The organism is Novosphingobium sp., from assembly GCF_032093395.1.
In the GTDB taxonomy this organism is placed as follows: domain Bacteria; phylum Pseudomonadota; class Alphaproteobacteria; order Sphingomonadales; family Sphingomonadaceae; genus Novosphingobium.
In genome coordinates this window covers 1-21,153 of the sequence record NZ_DAMDBA010000026.1, presented here as the reverse complement: position 1 = coordinate 21,153, position 21,153 = coordinate 1, and the positions used below count along the sequence as shown (strand labels likewise).

The following is a 21,153-nucleotide window of genomic DNA, read 5'->3' as shown; positions in this document are numbered from 1 at the left end:
ATCATCGCGCCTGCCGAAGCCTCGTCCAACCTCGCGCGCTATGACGGTGTGCGCTACGGCCTGCGCGATCTGCCGGACGGCGCGAACCTTCAGGACATGTACGCCGCCACCCGCGCCGCCGGTTTCGGCCCCGAGGTCAAGCGCCGCATCCTGATCGGCACTTACGTGCTCTCGGCCGGCTTCTACGATGCCTACTACACGCAGGCCCAGAAGGTCCGCGCGCTGATCGCGCAGGACTTCGCCAAGGCCTTCGAGCAGTGCGACGTGATCCTCGCGCCGACCGCGCCCTCGGCCGCCTTCGGCCTTGGCGAGAACGTCGACGATCCGCTGAAGATGTACCTCAACGACGTCTTCGCGGTGCCGGCCTCGCTCGCGGGTCTTCCGGCGATGTCGGTCCCGGCCGGGCTGAACCGTGAGGGTCTGCCGCTCGGTCTTCAGGTCATCGGCAAGGCTTTCGACGAACAGGGCGTGCTGAACGCTGGTCTCGCGCTCGAACAGCGCGCGCAGTTCTCGGCCAAGCCGGAGAAGTGGTGGTAATATGAGCACGTATCGCATCCAGGGCGCCACCGGTGACTGGGAGGTCGTGATTGGCCTCGAAGTCCACGCGCAGGTCACCTCGAACTCCAAGCTGTTCTCGGGCTCGGCGACGGCATTCGGCGCGGAGCCGAATTCGCAGGTCTCGCTGATCGACGCGGCGATGCCGGGCATGCTGCCGGTTCCGAACCGCGAATGCATCCGTCAGGCCGTGCGCACCGGCATGGCGATCGAGGCGCAGATCAACAAGTGGTCGCGCTTCGACCGCAAGAACTACTTCTACGCAGATCTTCCGCAGGGCTACCAGATCAGCCAGCTCTACCACCCGATCGTGGGCGAAGGCTCGCTGACCATCGAGGCGGACGAGAAGGCGGGCATCCCGGCCGACAAGGTGATCGGCATCGAGCGCATCCACGTCGAGCAGGACGCGGGCAAGCTGATGCACGACCAGCACCCGACGATGTCCTATGTCGATCTCAACCGCTCCGGCGTGGCGCTGATGGAAATCGTCAGCCGTCCGGACATGGCTTCGCCTGCCGAGGCCGGCGCCTACCTGTCGAAACTGCGCACGATCCTGCGCTATGTCGGCTCGTGCGACGGCAACATGGACCAGGGTTCGATGCGTGCCGACGTCAATGTCTCGGTGCGTAAGCCCGGCGACGAACTCGGCACCCGTACCGAGACCAAGAACGTCAACTCCGTGCGCTTCGTCATGCAGGCGATCGAGCATGAGGCGAGCCGTCAGGTCGATGTGCTGGAAGCGGGCGGCAAGATCGTGCAGGAAACCCGCCTGTTCGATCCCACCAGCGGTTCGACGCGCTCGATGCGTTCGAAGGAAGACGCGCACGACTATCGCTACTTCCCCGACCCTGACCTGCTGCCGCTCGAACTCGACGATGCCTTCCTCGAGGAATGCCGCGCGAGCCTGCCCGAGCTGCCGGACGCCAAGCGGGCCCGCTACGAAGGCGAGCTGGGCCTTTCGGCCTATAACGCCGCCGTGCTGACCGCCGATGTCGATACGTTCGGATGGTTCGAGGCGCTGCTGGCTGAAACCGCTTCGGCACAGGGCAAGCAGCCTGCCGAAGTGGCCAAGCAGGCGGCCAACTGGCTGATCTCCGAATTCTTCGGCGCGCTCAACAAGCAGGGCAAGAGCCTTGAAGATTCCCCCGTAAGCCATGAGCAAGCGGCGGAACTGCTGGCGCTGGTGGGCAAGGGCACGATCTCCGGCTCGATCGCCAAGCAGGTGCTGGAAACGATGTTCGAGACCGGCGACAATGCCGGCGTCATCGTCGAGCGCGAAGGGCTGAAGCAGGAATCGGACACCGGTGCCATCGAGGCCAAGGTGGACGAGATCCTCGCCGCCAACGCCGACAAGGTCGCCCAGTACCGCGAGGGCAAGGTCGCCCTGTTCGGCTTCTTCGTCGGCCAGACGATGAAGGCCATGGCTGGCAAGGGCAACCCGCAGGTGGTGAACGAGATTCTGAAGGCCAAGCTGGGCTGATCCCGCCACACTCCTCCAGAAAAAAGCCCCGGAAAGCGCAGTGCTTTCCGGGGCTTTTTCGTAAGCTGCGCGCGCTTACGAAGTCTTGGTTCCGGTCAGCGTCATCGTGCCGAAAAACCCTGCCTTGATCGTGCCGGTAAGCTCCGTGCCTTCGACGGCTGCCTTGCAGTCGAGGTCGATGGCCATCGGCGAGGTCATCTTCATCTTCCAGCTCAACTGGTTGCCGCTGATGCGGCCGTCGCGAAGTTCCATCGTGCCGAGATCGCCGGTGATCTGGCCGGTGAAAGTGTCACCTTCGGGCACGATCGTCAGCGTGCCCTTCTGGTGACCCAGCGGGGTCTTGGTCGAACATTCGTAGGTTCCGCCGAGCAGCGACATTCTTCTCTCCTTATTCCTGGCCCTGGCCTTATTCCTGACCCTGGGACGCCGCCGGTGCGCTTCGCACTTCGACGGGCAGGCCCAGGCTCTTGAGTTGCGGCTCCACCACCTTGCGGTCTCCCACCACCACGAAAGTCAGCCCCTGGGGCTGGAGATATTGCGTGGCGGCAGCGCCGATCGCCTTGGCGTCGATCGCGCGGTACTTGGCGGCAAGCGTGACGTAGTAATCTTCTGGACGGCCGAGGCGGTCGTTCTTGCGGATTGCGGCCTGCACGGCGGCGCCGGTTTCGAACTGGTTGGGAAGCTGCCTGATCGCACCTTCGGTCACGCGCTGGAGTTCTTCCGTCGTCACCGGCTTGCGGGCGGGGAAAGCGCCCATGTCGGCGATGATGGCCTTGATCGCCTCGCCCGTCTTGTCGGACTGGACCGGAGCCGCAACCTGCACCGAGCGCGGGCCGACCGGCTGTGCCACGCCGCTGTGCACGCCGTAGCTCCAGCCCTTTTCCTCACGCAGGTCCTTGTTGAGGCGCGAGAGGAAGCCGCCGCCGATCACATCGTTGGCGAGTTGCACCGCCTCGGTATCCGGCGTCCTGCCGGTCATCGGCAGAACGCGCCCGGCCACGATGACGGACTGCGGCGAGTTGGGGCGATCGATCAGGACGATGCGGCTGCCCTGGGCGGCGGCGACCGGCGCGTCGATCGGCTTTGCCGGCCGGGGCGAGGCGGGCGCCTGCCACTGGCCGAAGGCGCGTTCCAGCATGGGCTTGAGTTCGGCCATGGTTACGTCGCCCACCACGGTGATCCGCGCGAGGTCGGGGCGGAGCCACTTGTCATGCGCGGCGCGGAGCTGGTCCGGTGTGAGCGCGCCCAGCGAGGCGGCGTTGCCAAGGCCGTCGCCCGGCTGCGCGTAAGGGTGCGAGCCGAACAGTTCGGCGCCCAATGAACGGGCGGCCAGTGCGCTGGGCGTCGAGAGTGCCTGCGCCAGTTCGGCCTCCGTCTGCGCCTTTACGCGCGCCACTTCCGAAGGCGCGAAGGCCGGATCCCGGACGATCTGGGCCATGAGGTCCAGCGAGGGGGCGAGGTTTGCCGAGAGCGCCGAAAGCGTCACGCTGCTGGTGTCTAGCGAGCCATCGATGGAGATGCTGGCGCCGAGCCGCTCCTGCGCCTCCGCGATTTGCGTGGCGTCAAGCTTCGAGGTGCCCTGGTCGAGCATCGCCAGCATCAGGCCCTGCGTGCCCGGCGTGTCGAGCGCGTCGGCAGCATAGCCGGCATCGAAATCCAGCGAGAGCACGAGTTTCGGCACCGCGCTGCGGCGGGCGAGTGCTACCGGAATGCCGTTTGACAGAGTGGCGCGCTCGATCGCCGGGAAGGTCAGCGCGCCGATCTGGCCGAGCGGGGGCATTTCGCGTTTGGGACCGGCGGCGAGGGCAGGGGCCCTGGTCTTGGGATCCGGACGGGGCGCCGGATGCTGGGCCTCGTCGCCCCAGCCGCCCATGGCGTCTCCGCTCTCCTTGCGCGCGCCGGGAACGACGTCCAGCGCATAGACGGGGCGGGAGAGCCACTTGTTCAACGCCGCCTTGATCTCGGCCGGGGTGAGTGCGGCCATCCTGGCCAGGTTTTCCTTGTACTTGGCCGGATCGTCCGAATAGACCTGCCCTTCGGCCAGGGTCGCGCCCTTGCCGCTGAAGCCGCCGACGCGTTCGAGCCCGCCGATCTCGCCGGAAAGCGTGCTGACCACGGCGCGGCGCACTTCGTCCTCGGTGGGGCCGTCTCGCAAGTAGTCCGCCAGCACCTTGTCGAACGCGGCATTGGCCTGCGTGCGATCCACGCCGGGTTTCACGTCCATGGCCATGTTCAACATGCCGAGCTGCTGGAACACTTGCGCGGATGCCGTCACCGCGACGGCGAGCTGCTGGCCGCGCACCAGTTCGTTGTCCAGCCGGGAGCTGGCAAGGCCGCCCAGGATGTGCATGCCGATCTGGAGCGCGGGGGTATCGGCATCATTGAGGCCGGGCGCGGTCCAGTTGCGGGTAAGGCGCAGGACGGGCACCTGGTCCGCGATTTCGCGCGTGACGGGGGCTGCGAGGGTGACCGGCTCGGCGGCGACGGGCTTGATGTCCGGTCCGCGCGGAATCTGGCCGAACCACTTCTCCACTTTGCTGCGCGCCGTGGCGGCGTCGATATCGCCGGAGAGCACGAGCACGACATTGTTCGGGCCGTAATGGTCGGTGAACCATTGGCGCACATCGGTGAGGGTGGCGGCGTCGAGATCGGCCATGGAGCCGATCGTGGAATGGCGATAGGGGTGGCCGACGGGCAGCAGGCCTTCGCTCTGCGCGTATTCGAAGAGGCCGTAGGGCTGGTTGTCGCCCTGACGCTTCTCGTTCTGGACGACGCCCCGCTGCTTGTCGAGCTTGTCCTGCGTCACCGCGGGCAGCAGGTGGCCCATGCGGTCGCTCTCCATGAACAGCGCCACGTCGAGCGCGCCGGTGGGCACGGTTTCTACGTAGTTGGTGCGGTCGTACCAGGTGGAGCCGTTGGTGGGGGTGGACCCGGCAGCCTCCAGGGGGATGTCGAAGTCCGGCACATTGGCCGAGCCGCCGAAGAACAGGTGCTCGTAAAGGTGCGCGAAACCGGTCTTGCCGCGCGGCTCGTTCTTCGAGCCGACCTTGTAGTAGGCGGTCACGCCGACGATCGGGGCCTTGCGATCGGTGTGGACGATCGTGGTGAGGCCATTGGCCAGCACGAACTTTTCATAAGGAATGTCCACCTTGGCTACGAGTTCGGCGGGTGAGGCCGGGCTCGGAGCCTCCTGCGGGGCAGGCGCGTTCGGTGCCGAGGCGAGGTTCGCCGTCGGAGCGCCGGCGCAGGCGGAGAGGAGCAGAGCGGTGGCGAGCGCAAGGGCGCTGGAACGAGAAGCAAGTCGCATGGCCGAAGGTCTAGCACGTTGTTCGGCAAGGGCCAGCGGCAAAGGTTGGCAGCATTACGTCGTCCCGGACTTGATCCGGGACCGCTGGCAAATCTTCAGGCGCGAGCTTTTGTCAGGGCGCCCTGCCGAGAGTTGGCTCGGCACGGCCAGCGGTCCCGGATCAAGTCCGGGACGACGACTTCGCTACCCCCGCCACACTCTACCCCCGCTTGAAGATCTGCCCGGAATCGAAGCGGGAGATGCGCCATTCGCCATCGGCGTCGCGGCGGCATTCCATCTTCACGTCGGCCACGGCCAGCGGATCGCAATACTTGTCGAAGGGGCCGTCCCCAAGGGCGGCGAAGAACACCAGCAAGTAGCCGACTTTCGCATGATCGGCATCGTCGAACGACACCCGCAGGGACGTGATGATGTGTCGCATGGTCATCAGCCCGGCGCCTGCGCGCATGGCTTCGGCGCGGCCGTTGTAGAAGGCCTCCACCGCGGCCAGCCCTTCGCGCCATTCGCCGCCCACGTTGTAGGAGACGTCATCCGCCAGGACATCCGTTTGCCGCATCTGCAAGCCGTTGTGAATGTCCAGTTCGTCGCCCCATTCGTAGACGACCTGCTTGATCGCGAGCACGTCTGCTGCCTGCTGGGGAGTGAATTTCGCCACGTGATGCCTCTTTCTATTGCTTCTCGGCCATTGCTTTCCGGGTTCGTGGTCGAAGGCTAGGCAAGCCTGCCTCGCCCGCCAAGCGAATGCCGCCGCAAGCCTGCTTTCACCGCCCCGGCGTTTTGGCGGAGGGTCTTCTCCGGGAAATCACGGAGTCTCTTGCTTCGATCGAGGGCTGGAATTCGGCGAGGCGAAACCCATCTTGGTGCCACTGGCTTGCGGCTCTTGAGAATCCACGGTTTCTTGCCATTTGCGTGCCGGCGTCAGGCCGCCAGCAAAAAATGTTGCAGCTTATCTTGTGTTGCAATTATGCAACACTATATGGTCGAGATCAGGAGGCAATTCATACCATGAATCTCGAAAAGTTCACCGACCGGGCCAAGGGGTTCCTTCAGGCGGCGCAGACCGTTGCGATCCGCATGAATCACCAGCGGATCAGCCCCGATCATATCCTCAAGGCCCTGCTTGAAGACGGCGAAGGCATGGCGGCCGGCCTGATCCAGCGCGCGGGCGGCAATCCCGCTTTCGCCGTGCAGGAAGTCGACAAGACCCTGGGCAAGATCCCCACCGTTTCGGGCAGCGGCGCACAGGGGGCGCCGGGGCTGGACAACGATTCCGTGCGCGTGCTCGACCAGGCCGAGCAGCTTGCCGCGAAATCCGGCGACAGCTTCGTCACCGTGGAGCGCATGTTGCTTGCGCTGGCGCTCGCCACCACGACCTCGGCCGGGCAGGCGCTCAGGGCCGCGAATCTCACGCCGCAAGGGTTGGAAGCGGCGATTTCCGAGTTGCGCGGTGGCCGCAATGCCGACAGCGCCTCGGCCGAGAACGCCTACGACGCGATGAAGAAATATGCGCGCGACCTCACCCAGGCCGCGCGTGATGGCAAGCTCGATCCCGTCATAGGCCGCGACGAGGAGATTCGCCGCACCGTGCAGATCCTCGCCCGCCGGACCAAGAACAACCCCGTCCTCATCGGCGATCCCGGCGTCGGCAAGACCGCCATTGCCGAAGGGCTGGCCTTGCGCATCGCCAACGGCGACGTGCCCGACAGTCTCAAGGACCGCAGCCTCATGGCGCTCGACATGGGCGCGCTGATCGCGGGCGCCAAGTATCGCGGCGAGTTCGAGGAGCGACTGAAAGCCGTGCTCGACGAAGTGAAGGGCGCGGACGGACAGATCATTCTGTTCATCGACGAGATGCACACGCTGATCGGCGCGGGCGCGTCCGAGGGCTCGATGGACGCAGGCAACCTGCTCAAGCCCGCTCTTGCGCGCGGCGAACTGCACTGCATCGGCGCGACCACGCTGGACGAATACCAGAAATACGTCGAGAAGGACGCGGCCCTGCAACGCCGTTTCCAGCCCGTCTTCGTGGGCGAGCCGACCGTGGAGGACACGATCTCGATCCTGCGCGGGCTCAAGGAAAAGTATGAGCTGCACCACGGCGTGCGCATCACTGATGCGGCGCTGGTGGCGGCGGCGACGCTCTCCAACCGCTACATCACCAACCGCTTCCTGCCGGACAAGGCGATCGACCTCATGGACGAGGCCGCCAGCCGCATCCGCATGGAAGTGGAAAGCAAGCCCGAGGAGATCGAGAAGCTCGATCGCCGGATCATCCAGCTCAAGATCGAGGAAATGGCCCTTGCCAAGGAAACCGACGAGGCTTCCAGGGACCGTCTCGTCAGCTTGCGTGAGGAACTGGCCAATCTGGAGCAGCAGTCGAGTGAACTGACCACCCGCTGGCAGAACGAGCGCGACAAGATCGCCGCCGAGGGCAGGATCAAGGAGCAACTCGATGCCGCGCGCAGCGAACTCGATCAGGCCCAGCGGCTCGGCGATCTCGCCAAGGCGGGCGAACTGTCCTACGGCACGATCCCCTCGCTGGAGCGCAAGCTGACCGAAGCGCAGGCCCAGGCCGGCAATGCGCTCCTGCGCGAGGAAGTGACCGAGGATGACATCGCCGGTGTCGTCAGCCGCTGGACCGGGGTGCCGGTGGACAAGATGCTGGAAGGCGAGCGCGAGAAGCTCCTCAAGATGGAGGAGATGATCGGCGCGCGGGTGATCGGGCAGAAGGATGCGGTTTCGGCGGTGTCCAAGGCGGTGCGCCGTGCCCGCGCCGGGCTTCAGGACCCGAACCGGCCGCTCGGCTCGTTCCTGTTCCTCGGCCCCACGGGCGTCGGCAAGACCGAACTGACCAAGGCGCTGGCCGGTTTCCTGTTCGACGACGACAGCGCGATGGTGCGCATCGACATGAGCGAGTTCATGGAGAAGCATGCGGTATCCCGCCTGATCGGCGCGCCTCCAGGCTATGTCGGTTACGACGAGGGCGGCGTGCTCACCGAAGCCGTGCGGCGCCGCCCCTATCAGGTCGTGCTGTTCGACGAGGTCGAGAAGGCGCATCCGGACGTGTTCAACGTGCTGCTGCAGGTGCTCGACGATGGCCGCCTGACCGATGGGCAGGGCCGGGTGGTGGACTTCACCAATACCCTCATCATCCTCACCAGCAACCTCGGCAGCCAGTACCTGACCCAGCTTGACGAAGGGCAGGACGTGGATTCCGTGGAGCCGCAGGTGATGGAGGTGGTGCGCGGGCATTTCCGGCCCGAGTTCCTCAACCGCCTCGACGAGATCGTGCTGTTCCATCGCCTGGGGCAGGAGCACATGGGCCCGATCGTCGATATCCAGGTGGCGCGCGTGCAGAAGCTGCTCAAGGACCGCAAGATCGTGCTGGACCTCACCGAGGCCGCCAAGCGCTGGCTGGGCAGGGTGGGTTACGATCCGGTCTACGGCGCGCGTCCGCTGAAGCGCGCGGTGCAGCGGTATCTACAGGATCCGCTCGCCGAAAAGCTGCTGGCGGGCGAAGTGCCTGATGGTTCGCATCTCCGGATCGACGATGGCGACGGGGCGCTGGCGATTACGGTGGAGTGAATGCGGGCGTAAGCCTGAAACTTCAAGATGCCTGAAACTTCAAAATGATTGCATCAGCCAAATAAAAACGGGCGGGACCGATGGTCCCGCCCGCCTTTTTTGCAGTCTCGTCCAGATCAGAAGTTGAACTGGAAGCCCACGTAGAAGCGACGGCCGAACGGATCGTAGACGTCCGCTGCGGTTTCCGCGCCGGTCGGCGACACGGCGAACTGCGCACCCGGAAGGTAGGGCGGCTTCTTGTCGAACAGGTTGTCGACGCCGACGTAGAAGGCAGCCTTCTTGTCCATGACGTCGAAGCGGGCCTGCACGTCGTGATACATGTACGACTTGACGTCGTTCAGAGCCACGATGGCGGGGTTCGCGTTGGTGAAGTTTTCGTCCGCCTTCGCGCCGCTCATGTAGTTCACCTGCCAGCTCAGCGAGATATCGTTGAAGCCGTAGATGAAGCGACCCGAAGCGCGGTGCTTCGAGAAGCCGACAGTGCCGTCGTAGTGCTCAACTTCGGCCGCAGGGTTCGACTGGATGTCGAAGTTGATGAGGTACGTATAGTTCGCCTGAACGGCGAGCGTGTCGTTCTCGAGCAGGCCGAGACCGGTGCTGTAGCGAACGCCAAGGTCGATGCCCGAGGTCTTGCGCTCGGCGACGTTGATCAGCTGGTCATTGACGGTGGTCACGAAGCCGTTGTTCGGATTGCGGATCACGTTGTCGCAGAACACGTCGAGGTCGGTCAGCAGGCACTGCTCGATCGAGGTGTTGCGGCCGGTGGTGGCAATCGCGTCCTTCAGCTTGATGTTGAAGTAGTCGACCGTCACGCTGAGGCCGGGGACTGCACGCGGGGTGAACACGGCACCCAGGGTGATGGTCTCAGCCGTTTCTTCCTGCAGGTTGGTGTTGCCGCCCACGAAGCCGTTGATGCCCTGGAGATCGGCCAGGGTGTACTCGAACGTACCGGAGTTGGCGATGGCAGCCGCCACGGCCGGGATGGCACGGCAGGCGTTGCCGAAGCCGTTCAGGTCGTTCGTTGCAGTTGCGCCGTCGCAGGGGTCGGTGACCGAAGCGAAGGTTTCGCTGGCAGGCGAGAACAGTTCCGAGTTGTTCGGAGCGCGGTTCGCCCTTGCGTAGACACCGCGGAAGCGGACGCCTTCGACCGGCGAGTATTCGGCGCCGGCGTTCCAGCTGAAGACGCTGCCGACAGTGGAATACTTCGAGTAACGTGCCTGGCCCATGAGGCCCAGGTAGTTCACGAAGTTCATGTTGGCGAGCAGCGGAACGTTGACTTCGCCGAACACTTCCCAAACGTCGAACTTGCCGCTGAAGTCGGGGATCAGGTTGCCCGAGTTGCCGCCGGTGTTGGTCAGGATATCGAGGTCGTCGGTGACGCTTTCCTTGCGGTATTCGCCACCGAAGGCCACGCCGATGTCGCCGGCGGGCAGAGCCGCGAACGAACCGGAAACCGAGCCGGTCAGAACATGCTGGGTGTTCTTGATGACTTCCGACTTGGGGACCACGGCCTGAACATAGGACGAGGCTTCGGGGCTGGCGGTGTTGTAGCCGAACAGGTTGATCGGCACGCAACCGTCAAGACGCGCGGCAGCGCTGCGGCAGACGATCTCGCCGTTGATGGTCGTTGCGTCGAGAGCGTTAGCCAGGCGGCGAACGTCGACGTCTTCGCTCGAGTTGCTGTCCGTCACGTGGCCGTAGACGTAGCTGACGTCGAAGTTCCACTTGTCGGTGATGTCGCCGCGAACGCCGACGACAGCACGCCAGGTGTCACGCGAAGCGCGGTTCGAACGGTCGAACACTTCGTTGAAGCGGCGACGTGCGCTGATCGAGGTAACGTCGTTCGTCGGATCGGCATCGCTGTTGCGCGCAGCGATGATGGAGGCCAGCGCCGTGGGAATGAACGGGTTGTCGATGCCGATGCCCGGTGCGTCGGGATTGGCCAGCGCGCTGCTGGAGTTGGACAGGCCGATGGCGCTCGCTTCCAGCGAGGCGTTCGAACGGACCTTGGCATAAGTACCTTCACCGTAGAGCTGAATGCTGTCGGTGATGTCGTACTTGGCGATCGCGCTGACGAGGTGACGCTCAACCGGGGTGGCGATGCGGCGCACGCCGTTGCGGTTGAAGCCCGGGCCCTGGCCGGTGATCAGGTTGTTGTCGGTGTCGAACGAGTAGACGCTGCCGAGGGTGTCGCCGTTGGTCAGGTAGAACTGGCCCTGGGGCGAGAACACGCTGTACGCAGCCGGACCGCAGATCAGGCCATTACAATCCTGGGCAGAGATCGCGCGGTCGCGCGAGTTCAGACCCTTGTCCTTGTCGTACGAATAGTTGAGCATGATCGAGCCGCGATCGTCGGCGCCGAACTTGGTGCCGGCGGTGACGCTGGCGAAGAAGCGCGGATTGTCGCCACGGCCGGTCAGGTTGTACTGCGCGCGGGCGCGGATGCCTTCGAAGTTGTCCTTAAGGACGAAGTTCACGACGCCGGCGATCGCATCCGAACCGTAAACGGCCGACTGGCCACCGGTGACGACGTCGACGCGCTCGATGAAGTCCGTCGGGATGTTGTTGACGTCTACCGCGGAATCACCCGCAAAGCCGCTGACGAAACGACGACCGTTGACCAGGGTCAGCGTGCGGCTGTTCCCCAGGTTGCGCAGGTTGATGGTCGAAATGCCCGTGCCGGAGGTCAGGAAGTTCGAGTTGGTGCGGCTGTTGCCGATGCCGACCTGCGGCAGTTCCGACAGCGAATCCATGACGTTCGCGGCGGCATCGCGCTGAAGGTCCTGCGAGCCGAAATAGGCGACCGGAACCGGCGAATCGACATCGGGGCGAGCAATGCGCGAACCCGTAACGACGATAGCCTGGCCGGCTTCGGCGTCTTCGGGAGCTTCCTGTGCGTAAGCAGGGCCGCACAGCAGCGCAAACGCCGTGAGGCTCGTCGCGCCCTGAAGGGCGGACTTCATAAGGTGATTCTTCAAGTTTTGTGTCCCTTGTTGCTTCGTGCGCACGGCTGGAAGCGTGACCAGACCCGCCGAGCGCACGGAGGCGGCAATCTTTGTGCGCAAAGGCACGCGAAAGCCATAAGGGGATTTCTTGCGCCCAAGGCGCCAGCTTTCAATCGTAAAGACCCCTAAGGGATTAATTGAAATTCGGGATGTGTCTAATATGCCACAGAAAAATCCTGCATTTCTGGCCACTTCCCGATGCTGCATTGTAAGCAATTGTAGCCATATTATCACAATGTGATAGCGGCGTGGTCGCTCATATTTCCAAATATGTCGTGTACGCCCTTGGTCTCGGCATTTTTGTTACCGGGGAAATTGTTCCGCCTTGCTGAGGGTTGGGGAAGGGCGGGCGCGGCAGTCACGTCATTTGATCCGGCGCATCTTAATCGGGCGTTGTCCCCGAACCGAAACGGTGAAGGTTCCCAGCAGTCCACGAGTAATCTCGGCTTCGTTCCCGAGCTTGGGTGACAATACGAAGTCGCGGGTGTCGTTTTGCTCCCAGGTGCTTCCGTTCTCGAACTCAAGCAGCCAGCCTGACGCGTTCCGATTTACACCGGTGACCGTCGTGGTGATCTTGTCGAGCTCCTGAGCGGCTTCGTCATTTCCGCCGAACCCCAGCAACCTTGCCACCGGCGTTGCAAATCCGAAGAGGCCGCGCTGTGCGGCTTCCACCGCTTTCTTGTCGGCAATGACGATTTCTCTTTTGCTGGTAGCTTGCTTGAAGGCAGCGACCTGCTCATCGTAGCACGCAAGGCGGGCCGCCGGCTCCTGAATGCCCAGACATGCTACGAGCTGCTGAAAGGCAATGGGCTGATCCTCGCTTGTGCTTTTTGCGTCAGAGGCGAGGGCCGTTTGGGACATTAGCAAAAGCATTGTCGCTACAGACAGATTGGCCTTTTTCAATGCCTTTTCCCTCTCAGTTCCGTTGGTGACAGTTTCGAATTGGTAGCGAGCCGATAGAGGTCGGAGCAAGAGGCTTGGTTCAAGCTCTACTTCGCAACCCGCTAACACTTTGACGACTTTCTTGCTCAAATCGATAAATTTCCGACATGATGTTGCGTAAATGTTACGATACGGAATGGCAATTTCCGAAGCGAGTCAGTGTCGCCCGTTATCGGGCCATCTTCGATATTCCTTATTTGTTGCGGATTTGTCACAAGGTTTCGCGAATGTTGCGTGGCACTAATCAAAGCCCTTTGAGCAAGTCCGTCTTTGCGAGATGAAAGCGTATCTTCCATCTCGCGAAATATCCTTACAGGGGAGGGTCGCGGGCCGGAGTATCCAAGGCGCAGGGTTTACACTGCGCCTTAGAAAAAGGGACATACCAGTGAACAAACAAACTCTCACCGCGTTGAAGGCAGGTGCGGCACCTTTGGTGCTGGGCTTCGCAATGTTCAGCAGCGGCGCTTATGCGCAGGACGCTACGGCTGACGACAGCTCGACCGGCGAAGCCATCGTCGTAACCGGCAGCCGCATCGTCGCGCCGAACCAGACGTCGATCGCGCCGATCACCACCGTTTCGTCGCAGGACATCCAGCTTCAGGGTACCACCCGCACGGAAGACCTGCTGAACTCGCTGCCGCAGGTTCTTGCTTCGCAAAGCTCCAACCTCGCCAACGGCGCAACGGGTACGGCCAACGTCGACCTTCGCGGCCTCGGTCCGTCGCGCACGCTGGTGCTGATCAACGGCCGCCGCCTGATGACCGGCGATCCGAACACCACGACTTCGGCTGCCGACCTTAACTTCATCCCGGCTGCGCTGGTGAAGCGGGTGGACGTGCTGACGGGCGGCGCTTCGGCCACCTACGGCGCCGACGCCGTGGCCGGTGTCGTCAACTTCGTGATGGACACCGAATTCGAAGGCTTCAAGATCGACGCCAACTACGGCGTCTACATGCACAACAACAACAACGAGTTCATCCGCTCGGCGCTCGACAAGAACGCCGGCAACCCGGATTACGATTATCCGCGCGGCAACTCGGTCGGCGGCGGTCAGTACGACTTGACCGCGGCATTCGGCACCAGCTTCGATGACGGCCGCGGCCACGCCACCGCCTATGTCGGCTATCGCCGCGCCGATCCGCTGCTCCAGGGCCGTCGCGACTATTCGTCGTGCGCCATTGCAGCTTCCGGCAGCACCTTCAACTGCGGCGGTTCGGGTACGGCTGCTCCAGGCAATGGCTATTACTTCCCGGCAGGTGCCGACGCTTCTACGACGGGTGCACTGGGCGCAGGCACGATCACCCCTGGCGGACGCAACATCTACAACTTCGCGCCCGTGAACTACTACCAGCGCCCCGACGAGCGCTACACGGCCGGCGTCTTCGCAGACTACGAGATCAACAAGGCCATCCATCCGTACATGGAATTCATGTTCATGGATGACCGCACGGTCGCGCAGATCGCGCCCTCGGGTAACTTCGGCAACACGCTGACGATCAATTGCGACAATCCGCTTCTGTCGGCTCAGCAGCGCGGCGAAATCTGTAACGCGTCGAACCTGATTAACGGCTTCCTCGGCAATTTCCCGCTGGCCGCAGGCGCAGCCTTCAACCCGAATCAGGGCGCGGCGCCGATCAACTTCATCGACCCGACCACGGGCGCAAACTACAATAAGGCGTTCTTCCAGCTGCTTCGCCGCAACGTGGAAGGCGGTGCGCGTCAGAGCGATCTCCAGCACACCGCGTTCCGCACCATCATCGGTTCGCGCGGCGAACTGGGCAACGCCTGGTCCTATGACGCCTACTATCAGTACGGCCGCACCAACTACTCGCAGGTCTACACCAACGAGTTCTCGGCTTCGCGCCTTGCCAATGCGCTGGACGTGGTTTCAACCGCCAACGGTCCGGCTTGCCGCGTCGCCGTGACGGGTCAGGACACGCGCTGCGTGCCTTATGACGTGTTCAGCGGGGCGCCGATTTCGCAGGGTGCGCTGGATTACCTCACCTCGACCGGCTTCATGAAGGGCAACACCTCGCAGCAGGTGGCGAGCGCCAGCTTCACCGGCCTGCTCGGCGAATACGGTATCAAGTCGCCGCTTGCGGAAGACGGCATCAACATCGCACTTGGCGCCGAATATCGCCGTGATGCGCTGGATCTGAAGACCGACTACGCCTTCACCACCGGCGACCTCACCGGCCAGGGCGCTCCGACGGTTTCGACCTCGGGCAACTACAAGGTCACCGAACTGTTCGGCGAAATCGACATTCCGCTGATCCAGGACGGTTTCGTCCAGAACCTGTCGTTCAATGGCGGCTATCGCTATTCGCACTACAAGGTTTCGAACGGCCGCACCTTCAACACCGACACCTTCAAGCTGGGTCTTGATCTCGCGCCGATCTCGGACATCCGCATTCGTGGCGGCTATAACCGCGCCGTTCGCGTGCCGAACATCCAGGAACTGTTCGCTCCGCAGATCGTCGCGCTCGATGGCACGACCGATCCTTGCGCCGGCGAGGACACGATTTCGCCCGCTTGCGCTGCACAGGGCCTGGTTGCCGGCACGCCGCTCAACCCCGCTTCGCAGTACAATGGCCTGATCGGCGGTAATCCGAACCTTACCCCGGAGAAGTCGACCACCAAGACCGTCGGCGTCGTTCTTCAGCCGCGCTGGATTCCGGGCCTGACCGCCAGCGTCGACTGGTTCGACATCAAGGTGAAGAACGCCATCCGCCAGTTCGGTGCTGACGCCATCCTCGCCGCTTGCGGCGACGGTGTCTCCGACGCCTGCGATCTCGTCAATCGCAACCCCGCCGGTTCGCTGTGGCTGAGCCCCGATGGCTATGTCATCGATACCAACCAGAACGTCGGCGGCGTGAAGACGCGTGGCTTCGAGTTCAACGGCAACTATTCGACCGAGGTGGGCAATGCTGGCCGCGTGTCGCTTAACTTCGTTGGAACCTGGCTGAACAACTACGTCGTCGATAACGGCCTGACCGAGCAGTACAACTGCGCCGGATACTATGGCCCCACCTGCGGCGTGCCCCGTCCCAAGTGGCGTCATAAGGCCCGCGTGACCTACACGATGACCAACGGTGTCGGCCTTTCGGTGCAGTGGCGTCACCTCTCGTCGGCCACCGTCGAGTTCCTCAACCCGTCGAGCTCGCTCGCCGGTCGGACGAACACGCTGGACGACAAGATCGGCAGCCAGGACTATTTCGACCTGACGCTCACCGCCGACCTTGGCAAGAACCTGACGTGGCGCCTCGGCGCGACCAATCTGCTGGACAAGGATCCGCCGCTGGTCACCCAGGCCGCTTGCGCCTCGGTGTTCTGTAACGGCAACGTCTATCCGGGCACGTACGACGCGCTGGGTCGCTATGTGTTCACCGGCATCACGATGAACTTCTAATCGCTTTCACGAACGGTTAGTCTTCGGCGGCGGCCTTCCCGGGAAGGCCGCCGCCTTTGCATTCGGCGCTCTTGCCCTGCAAGGTAAGTTCGCCATGAGTTCCGGAACCTATCTCGCATGACCAGCACTGCTACGCCTTCGGACGAGCTTCGCCGCATAGCCGGTCTCGCGCGGAGGGGGCGGCTCGATGAAGCGTCGTCGGCGGTCGCCGAAGCCGTTGCAGCCGATCCCGAGGATCCCGTTCTTGCCGCATTGGGGGGGGCGGTGGAGGTTCATCGCGGAAGGTTCGCGGAAGCCGCGGTTTATCTGGAGCGCGCCCACGCCTTGCGGCCGCAGGATCTGGTGGTGCGCACCAATCTGGCCGAATCCTACTTTCATACCGGGCGTGCCGAGCAGGCGCTGGCGCTTTGCGACGAGGCTTCGGCTTTTGCGGAGCCGAGCCTGAGACTGGCGCGTCTGGGAGCCCACCTTGCCCAAGAGGTTGGCGATGTCGAACTGGCTTCCAGTCTCTACCGGCATGTGTTGGCGCAGCAGCCGGACGACTGGTCGGTTCTCAATAACCTGGGCAATCTCCTGAGCGAGGCGGGAAAGCGCGCCGAGGGCGTGGAACTTTTGCAGCGGGCGATGAAGCTTATGCCGGATTCGCCGCCGATCCGCGTCAATCTCGGCACCGCGTTGCTGAAAGCGGCGCGTGTTGAGGAAGGCGAGCGTATCCTGCGCGAGGCTGCTCGCGATTACCCTGACGACCATGTTCCCATGCGGACGCTGGCGACGTTCTACGGCGAAAACGGCATGGACGATCGCCAGTACGAGGCGATCGCGGAGGCTGCGCGCCGTGCGCCTGAAAATGGGGGATTGCAGTCGGATTACGGCCAGGAGGCCGCGCGCCGGAACGACTATGACATTGCCGAAAGCCGGTTCGAGGCAGCATTGGCGATCGAGCCTGCGCTTGGCCCTTCCTTCGTCGGGCTTGCTGCGGTCTACGAGCGCAGCAATCGCGAGGCGGAGCTTGAACCCCTGCGTGAGCGTGCCGTGGCCAACGGCACCGACGCGGCATCGATCGCTTATGTCGATGCCTTGCGTTTCAAGCGCGCCAATGCGTTTGAGGAGGCTTTCGCCGCGCTGGAGCGCGCCGGTGAGGTCGTCCTCGTTAACCGCCGTCATCAGCTGCGCGGCATCATGCTCGATCGCATGGCCCGTTACGACGAGGCTTTCGGTGAGTTCGCGGAAATGAACGCCAGCCATCTGAATGAGCCGTCGCGTCCCGGCGAGCGGGCGGAGCGTTTTCGTGCCGATCTCGCCAGGGACAAGGCGCTTGTTACACCGCAATGGCTGGCCGGCTGGACCGACAGCCCGCCGGAAGATCGGGCTGCTCCGGTCATTCTGCTCGGTTTTCCGCGCTCGGGGACGACGCTCCTGGATACGATGCTGATGACCGCCCCCAACACGCTGGTACTTGAGGAAGAACCCTTCCTTGGGGAGATCGAGGCGGAACTGGGCGGGGTCAAGGCTCTATCAGACCTGGACGCGAAGGCTTTGGCCGCAGCACGCGCGCGGTACTTCGAGAAAGTTTCGAAGCATGGCGGGCTCGGTTCGGGGACAACGGTAATCGACAAGCATCCGTTGCATCTCAACAAGGTTCCGGTCATCCGCCGGCTGTTTCCCGAGGCCAAGTTCGTGCTGGCGTTGCGGCATCCCTGCGATGTCGTCCTGAGCTGCTTCATCACCAATTTTCGCCCCAACAACGCCATGAGCAACTTCCTGGACCTGGAAACGGCGGCCCGGTTCTACGACTTGACGTTCTCCTACTGGGAGCAGGCGAAGGAAGTGTTCGATCTTCCCGTTCGCACCGTTGTTTACGAACGTCTGGTGGCGGACCAGTCGCGGGAACTGGCGCCTCTGTTCGACTGGCTCGGCCTGCCGTGGAACGGCGGCGCGTTCGACCATCGCGAGGCAGCCCGGGCGCGGGGCGTGGTGCGGACGGCCAGCTACGCCCAGGTTACCGAGGCGGTCTATACCCGGTCTGCGGGGCGCTGGCGCCGCTACGAGAAGCATCTTGAACCGGTGTTGGATATCCTGCGGCCCTGGGTAGACCGGTTCGGCTATTCTCTCGACGACGACAGGGTTCCGGCATGGGATGGCGCGCCGGGCGTCGTGGTCGATCCGGTCTGATAGCGCTCGGGGGGGCCATGAATTCAGGGATTTCAACGTTCGTTGAAGTGGACCGGCTGACGGCGGCCGGAAATCTGGCCGGCGCGGCGCAGGCGCTGGAGGCGCTGCTGGGAGCGACAGGACCGGAGGTTGGGCCTGGCCTGGATGGCGCCGCCGGCGTGGCCCAATGGCTCAAGCTCGCGGGCCTGCGCCGTGCCTTGCGGCAACCGCAGCAGGCGTTGGCGGCGGTGCACCGCGCCCTGGAACTGGCGCCGCTGGACTTCATGGCGCTGGTCATGCGCGCGGGTCTGCTGGAAAGAAGCGGTGATGCCGGGGCTGGAGCGGCCTGGGGAGAGGCTTTGGCGCAGACCCCTCAAGGCCCTCTGCCGCCGCCGTTGGAAGCGGCGGTTTCGGCGGGGCGGGCGTTCCATGCCGCTTGGCTGGGTCGGCAGGAACAGCGGCTGGAACAGGTCGCGCAAGCGGCGGTCCGTGCCGGCGATAACGAGGCGGCAGGCGCGGTAGAACGGCTTCCGGACAGCCCGGTCGAGCGTGATGCCGACCATGCTTGGCGATTGGCCCGCTTCCGCGACAATATCCTGCGCAAGACACGGGTCTACCACAGCGAACCCACGCATTTCCATTATCCGGGCCTGGTCGAGCGCGAATTCCATCCGCGCCATGCAACGCCCTGGCTGGCCGAAGTGGAAGCCGGCTTCGAGGACATCCGTGCAGAGATGCTGGCGCTCGTCCAGTCGGAACGCGCGGAACTGGAGCCCTATATCCAGTACGCGGATCGCGAAAACCTCGCGCAATGGCGGCCGCTCAACAGGAGCCGCGACTGGAGCGCCCTACACCTGCTGAAGCAGGGGATCGAAGTCGCCGCCAATGCCGCGCAGGCGCCGCGCACGATGGAGATCCTCTCGCGCCTGCCGCAGCCGCGCGTGCCGGGCGCTTCGCCCAATGCGATGTTCTCGCTTCTGGCACCGCATACTGCGATTCCCCCGCATGTCGGTGTCGATAACACGCGGCTGGTCTGCCATCTGCCTCTTGCAGTGCCGCCGGGATGCTGGTTCCGCGTCGGCGCGGAGACGCGCGAATGGCGAGAGGGCGAGGCTTTCGCTTTTGACGATACCATCGAGCATGAAGCGATGAACCCCACGGACCTGCTGCGCGTCGTGTTCATTTTCGATGTCTGGCATCCCGGTCTGACCGCAAGCGAACGCGCGGCCGTTGCCGCGACCATCGCCGCTGCGGGGCACGGTGCAGGGCAGGGCGCAGGCGGCCTGTGAGAGGGGTGATGGTGAGCGATGAACGGCAAGCTTTGGCGGAAATGGCCGAGCAGGCATTGTCTCGGGGCGAGGAAGAACAGGCCGAAGCGCGGCTGACGGCCTGGCTGGCGCGCCAGACGGCGCACGGTCCGGCCAACGTCGTCCTGCTGCACTGGACGGCGATGCTGCGCCGCGCGCTCGACCGGCGCGAGGGCGCCATTGCCGCGCTGGAGGCCGCCATGCGCCTGGCACCGGACGATGCCGGGGTGGTCCACGCCCTCGCGCATGTCTCGCTGGAAGCCGGCAGGCCATCGGCCCGGCTGTTCGAACAGGCCATCCGGCTCGCCCCGGCGAAGGGCGAAATCCGCCTCGGCCTCGCCTCTGCACGCCTTGCCGAGGGCGAAGGTGCGCGGGGGCTGGGGGAAGTGGAGGCAATGCTCGGCGCCAACCCCGGCTGGATGGAGGGCCATCGTCAGTTCGCCCAGCTTGCCGTGATGACCGGCCAGCCGCAACGCGCCCTTGCCAGCATAGAGGCGGCCTTGCAGCGCTTTCCGCAGAGCGAGGCCTTGCGGATGCTCGCGATCGAACTGTTGCTGTCAGGCGAACGCTACGCGGAAGCGTTGATGGTGGTCGATCGCGCCATCGCCGCGCACGGGCCGCAGCATTCCTTCCTGCTTTCCCGCGCCGCCGCGCTGGATGAACTGGGGCGGCTGGAGGAAGCCGCTGTCGCTTTCGATCGGCTCGGCGCCGCCAAAGACCAGGCGCACGCAATATGGCGCGTTCGCCATCTCCTGCGCATCGGCGAGGTGGCCAGGGCGATCGCCGAGATCGAGCCCTGGCTGGCGGCGGCCGGTGCGGAAGCGATCTGGCCTTATGCCGCCCTGGCCTGGCGGCTCGGAGGCGATCCGCGAGCAGAATGGCTCGATGGCCAGGACGGTCTGGTGCAGGTGATCGACCTCGATCCGGCGGAGATCGGATTGACCGAGCTTGTCCCATTGTTGCGCGATCTCCATGCACAGTCGGGGCGGTTTCTGGACCAGTCTGTGCGGGGCGGAACGCAGACCGATGGCGCTCTGCTGGGCCGTTGCGAACCGGAGATCGCGGCGGTTCGCGAGGTACTGCGCCGCGAAGTGGCCGGCTTCGCAGCCGGGTTGCCCCAGCCGGATCCAACACAGCAGGATCCGACGCATCCGATGCTGGGCCTTCGCCGTGCCGAACGGCCGAGGTTCGCGGGAAGCTGGTCGGTGCGACTGGCCGGCGCGGGCTTCCACGCCGCGCATCACCATCCGCAGGGCTGGATCAGTTCCGCGCTCTATCTGGCTGTTCCCGAGGGACTTTCGCCCGGCGAGGGATGGCTGGACCTGGGCGGCGCACCGGCAGGTCTGGGCGATCTCGCGCCGCGCCTGTCGGTGGAGCCTCGCCCGGCCCGCCTCGTGCTGTTTCCCTCGTGG

At 64.2% G+C, this 21,153-nt stretch carries 12 protein-coding genes; 7 read left to right on the top strand and 5 right to left on the bottom strand.

Going from position 1 to position 21,153, the window contains the following annotated elements:
- On the top strand, window positions 1-537 hold a 537-nt coding region (locus RT424_RS10960; RefSeq protein WP_313437658.1), incomplete at its 5' end, for an amidase family protein.
- A gap of 1 nt (window position 538) precedes the next feature.
- The gene (gene gatB / locus RT424_RS10955; protein ID WP_313437655.1) at window positions 539-2,035 is read left to right on the top strand and encodes an Asp-tRNA(Asn)/Glu-tRNA(Gln) amidotransferase subunit GatB; all 1,497 of its coding nucleotides are present in this window, start codon (window positions 539-541) and stop codon (window positions 2,033-2,035) included.
- A 75-nt stretch (window positions 2,036-2,110) separates the two neighbouring features.
- On the opposite strand, the gene RT424_RS10950 is transcribed toward gatB, so the two are convergent.
- The 3 genes from RT424_RS10950 to RT424_RS10940 form a co-directional block, all read right to left on the bottom strand.
- Window positions 2,111-2,413 carry a hypothetical protein gene (locus RT424_RS10950; protein WP_313437652.1) on the bottom strand — a complete coding sequence of 101 codons (303 nt, stop codon included), beginning with the start codon at window positions 2,411-2,413 and terminating at the stop codon, window positions 2,111-2,113.
- Window positions 2,414-2,441: 28 nt separating this feature from the next.
- Window positions 2,442-5,342, bottom strand: a complete 2,901-nt coding sequence (locus tag RT424_RS10945) for a pitrilysin family protein (RefSeq protein WP_313437650.1) — start codon at window positions 5,340-5,342, stop codon at window positions 2,442-2,444.
- A gap of 199 nt (window positions 5,343-5,541) precedes the next feature.
- Window positions 5,542-5,997, bottom strand: a complete 456-nt coding sequence (locus RT424_RS10940; protein WP_313437647.1) for a nuclear transport factor 2 family protein — start codon at window positions 5,995-5,997, stop codon at window positions 5,542-5,544.
- A gap of 350 nt (window positions 5,998-6,347) precedes the next feature.
- Here RT424_RS10940 and clpB point away from each other — a divergent pair, with 350 nt between their 5' ends.
- Complete coding sequence (gene clpB / locus RT424_RS10935; RefSeq protein WP_313437644.1) at window positions 6,348-8,927, top strand: ATP-dependent chaperone ClpB; 2,580 nt, start codon at window positions 6,348-6,350, stop codon at window positions 8,925-8,927.
- A 116-nt stretch (window positions 8,928-9,043) separates the two neighbouring features.
- On the opposite strand, the gene RT424_RS10930 is transcribed toward clpB, so the two are convergent.
- On the bottom strand, window positions 9,044-11,890 hold the full coding sequence (locus tag RT424_RS10930) for a TonB-dependent receptor plug domain-containing protein (protein WP_313437642.1): 2,847 nt from the start codon (window positions 11,888-11,890) through the stop codon (window positions 9,044-9,046).
- Window positions 11,891-12,295: 405 nt separating this feature from the next.
- Window positions 12,296-12,964 carry a hypothetical protein gene (locus RT424_RS10925; protein WP_313437640.1) on the bottom strand — a complete coding sequence of 223 codons (669 nt, stop codon included), beginning with the start codon at window positions 12,962-12,964 and terminating at the stop codon, window positions 12,296-12,298.
- A gap of 295 nt (window positions 12,965-13,259) precedes the next feature.
- Here RT424_RS10925 and RT424_RS10920 point away from each other — a divergent pair, with 295 nt between their 5' ends.
- The 4 genes from RT424_RS10920 to RT424_RS10905 form a co-directional block, all read left to right on the top strand.
- Window positions 13,260-16,283: a TonB-dependent receptor domain-containing protein gene (locus RT424_RS10920; protein ID WP_313437637.1), complete on the top strand. Its 3,024-nt coding sequence runs from the start codon at window positions 13,260-13,262 to the stop codon at window positions 16,281-16,283.
- A 117-nt stretch (window positions 16,284-16,400) separates the two neighbouring features.
- Window positions 16,401-18,455 carry a sulfotransferase gene (locus RT424_RS10915; RefSeq protein WP_313437634.1) on the top strand — a complete coding sequence of 685 codons (2,055 nt, stop codon included), beginning with the start codon at window positions 16,401-16,403 and terminating at the stop codon, window positions 18,453-18,455.
- A gap of 47 nt (window positions 18,456-18,502) precedes the next feature.
- Window positions 18,503-19,723: an aspartyl/asparaginyl beta-hydroxylase domain-containing protein gene (locus RT424_RS10910; RefSeq protein ID WP_313437632.1), complete on the top strand. Its 1,221-nt coding sequence runs from the start codon at window positions 18,503-18,505 to the stop codon at window positions 19,721-19,723.
- Window positions 19,724-19,734: 11 nt separating this feature from the next.
- Window positions 19,735-21,153, top strand: a 1,419-nt coding sequence (locus RT424_RS10905) for a tetratricopeptide repeat protein (protein WP_313437629.1), incomplete at its 3' end; no start/stop codon positions are given.